The organism is Vibrio brasiliensis LMG 20546 (assembly GCF_000189255.1).
In the GTDB taxonomy this organism is placed as follows: domain Bacteria; phylum Pseudomonadota; class Gammaproteobacteria; order Enterobacterales; family Vibrionaceae; genus Vibrio; species Vibrio brasiliensis.
In genome coordinates this window covers 1-3072 of the sequence record NZ_AEVS01000027.1, presented here as the reverse complement: position 1 = coordinate 3072, position 3072 = coordinate 1, and the positions used below count along the sequence as shown (strand labels likewise).

Here is a 3072-nt window from a genome sequence, read left to right as displayed (position 1 = left end):
CTTTGAGTCCATCAAAACCCTTTGGGTGTTGTATGGTTAAGCCTCACGGGCAATTAGTACAGGTTAGCTCAACGCCTCACAACGCTTACACACCCTGCCTATCAACGTTCTAGTCTCGAACAACCCTTTAGGACCCTCAAGGGGTCAGGGAAGACTCATCTCAGGGCTCGCTTCCCGCTTAGATGCTTTCAGCGGTTATCGATTCCGAACTTAGCTACCGGGCAATGCGTCTGGCGACACAACCCGAACACCAGAGGTTCGTCCACTCCGGTCCTCTCGTACTAGGAGCAGCCCCCTTCAATCTTCCAACGCCCACGGCAGATAGGGACCGAACTGTCTCACGACGTTCTAAACCCAGCTCGCGTACCACTTTAAATGGCGAACAGCCATACCCTTGGGACCGACTTCAGCCCCAGGATGTGATGAGCCGACATCGAGGTGCCAAACACCGCCGTCGATATGAACTCTTGGGCGGTATCAGCCTGTTATCCCCGGAGTACCTTTTATCCGTTGAGCGATGGCCCTTCCATTCAGAACCACCGGATCACTATGACCTGCTTTCGCACCTGCTCGAATTGTCATTCTCGCAGTCAAGCGGGCTTATGCCATTGCACTAACCTCACGATGTCCAACCGTGATTAGCCCACCTTCGTGCTCCTCCGTTACTCTTTGGGAGGAGACCGCCCCAGTCAAACTACCCACCAGGCACTGTCCGCAACCCCGATAAGGGGTCAACGTTAGAACATCAACACTACAAGGGTGGTATTTCAAGGACGGCTCCACCGATACTGGCGTACCGGTTTCAAAGCCTCCCACCTATCCTACACATGTAGGGTCAATGTTCAGTGCCAAGCTGTAGTAAAGGTTCACGGGGTCTTTCCGTCTAGCCGCGGGTACACTGCATCTTCACAGCGATTTCAATTTCACTGAGTCTCGGGTGGAGACAGCGTGGCCATCATTACGCCATTCGTGCAGGTCGGAACTTACCCGACAAGGAATTTCGCTACCTTAGGACCGTTATAGTTACGGCCGCCGTTTACCGGGGCTTCGATCAAGAGCTTCGACTTACGTCTAACCCCATCAATTAACCTTCCGGCACCGGGCAGGCGTCACACCGTATACGTCATCTTACGATTTTGCACAGTGCTGTGTTTTTAATAAACAGTTGCAGCCACCTGGTATCTGCGACTTCCGATAGCTCCATCCGCAAGGGACTTCACCGTCAGAAGCGTACCTTCTCCCGAAGTTACGGTACCATTTTGCCTAGTTCCTTCACCCGAGTTCTCTCAAGCGCCTTGGTATTCTCTACCCGACCACCTGTGTCGGTTTGGGGTACGATTCCTTACAATCTGAAGCTTAGAGGCTTTTCCTGGAAGCATGGCATCAATGACTTCACTACCGTAGTAGCTCGACATCGTGTCTCAGCCTTAAAGAGAGCCGGATTTACCTAACTCTCAAGCCTACGCACTTGAACCTGGACAACCGTCGCCAGGCCCACCTAGCCTTCTCCGTCCCCCCATCGCAATTGTAAGAAGTACGGGAATATTAACCCGTTTCCCATCGACTACGCCTTTCGGCCTCGCCTTAGGGGTCGACTTACCCTGCCCCGATTAACGTTGGACAGGAACCCTTGGTCTTCCGGCGAGGAGGTTTTTCACCCCCTTTATCGTTACTCATGTCAGCATTCGCACTTCTGATACCTCCAGCATGCTTTACAACACACCTTCAACGGCTTACAGAACGCTCCCCTACCCAATGACTAAAGTCATTGCCGCAGCTTCGGTTTATAGCTTAGCCCCGTTACATCTTCCGCGCAGGCCGACTCGACTAGTGAGCTATTACGCTTTCTTTAAATGATGGCTGCTTCTAAGCCAACATCCTAGCTGTCTAAGCCTTCCCACATCGTTTCCCACTTAGCTATAATTTGGGACCTTAGCTGGCGGTCTGGGTTGTTTCCCTCTCCACGACGGACGTTAGCACCCGCCGTGTGTCTCCCGGATAGTACTTACTGGTATTCGGAGTTTGCAAAGGGTTGGTAAGTCGGGATGACCCCCTAGCCTTAACAGTGCTCTACCCCCAGTAGTATTCGTCCGAGGCTCTACCTAAATAGATTTCGGGGAGAACCAGCTATCTCCAGGTTTGATTGGCCTTTCACCCCTAGCCACAAGTCATCCGCTAATTTTTCAACATTAGTCGGTTCGGTCCTCCAGTTGATGTTACTCAACCTTCAACCTGCCCATGGCTAGATCACCTGGTTTCGGGTCTATATCCAGCAACTCGACGCCCAGTTAAGACTCGATTTCTCTACGGCTCCCCTAGATGGTTAACCTTGCTACTGAATATAAGTCGCTGACCCATTATACAAAAGGTACGCAGTCACACCACGAAGGTGCTCCTACTGCTTGTACGTACACGGTTTCAGGTTCTATTTCACTCCCCTCACAGGGGTTCTTTTCGCCTTTCCCTCACGGTACTGGTTCACTATCGGTCAGTCAGTAGTATTTAGCCTTGGAGGATGGTCCCCCCATATTCAGACAGGATATCACGTGTCCCGCCCTACTCGATTTCACTGATGATGAGATGTCGGTTACGGGGCTATCACCCTGTATCGCGGCACTTTCCAGAGCCTTCACCTGTCTCATTAAAAGCTTAAGGGCTAGTCCAATTTCGCTCGCCGCTACTTTCGGAATCTCGGTTGATTTCTTTTCCTCGGGGTACTTAGATGTTTCAGTTCCCCCGGTTCGCCTCGCTGCGCTATGTATTCACGCAGCGATACTCGCTTATGCGAGTGGGTTTCCCCATTCAGAAATCCCAGACTCAAATGGTTTTTACTACCTAATCTGGGCTTATCGCAAGTTAATACGTCTTTCATCGCCTCTGACTGCCAAGGCATCCACCGTGTACGCTTAGTCACTTAACCATACAACCCCAAAGGGTCTTTACGTCAAACAACCAAAGTTGTCTGCATTTTTATACATGTGCAGACACGATTTTGCCGGACTCAAATATAAGTAACTTTCGTTACTTCCAAGAACACTTGAATGTGTGTTGGTACCTAAATCATAAAGATTC

The 3072-nt window shown here is 50.8% G+C and carries 1 rRNA gene; it reads right to left on the bottom strand.

Annotated elements, in window-relative coordinates:
• Positions 1–32: 32 nt before the first annotated feature.
• A 23S ribosomal RNA gene (locus tag RH46_RS04695) occupies positions 33–2920 on the bottom strand.
• Positions 2921–3072: the final 152 nt, after the last annotated feature.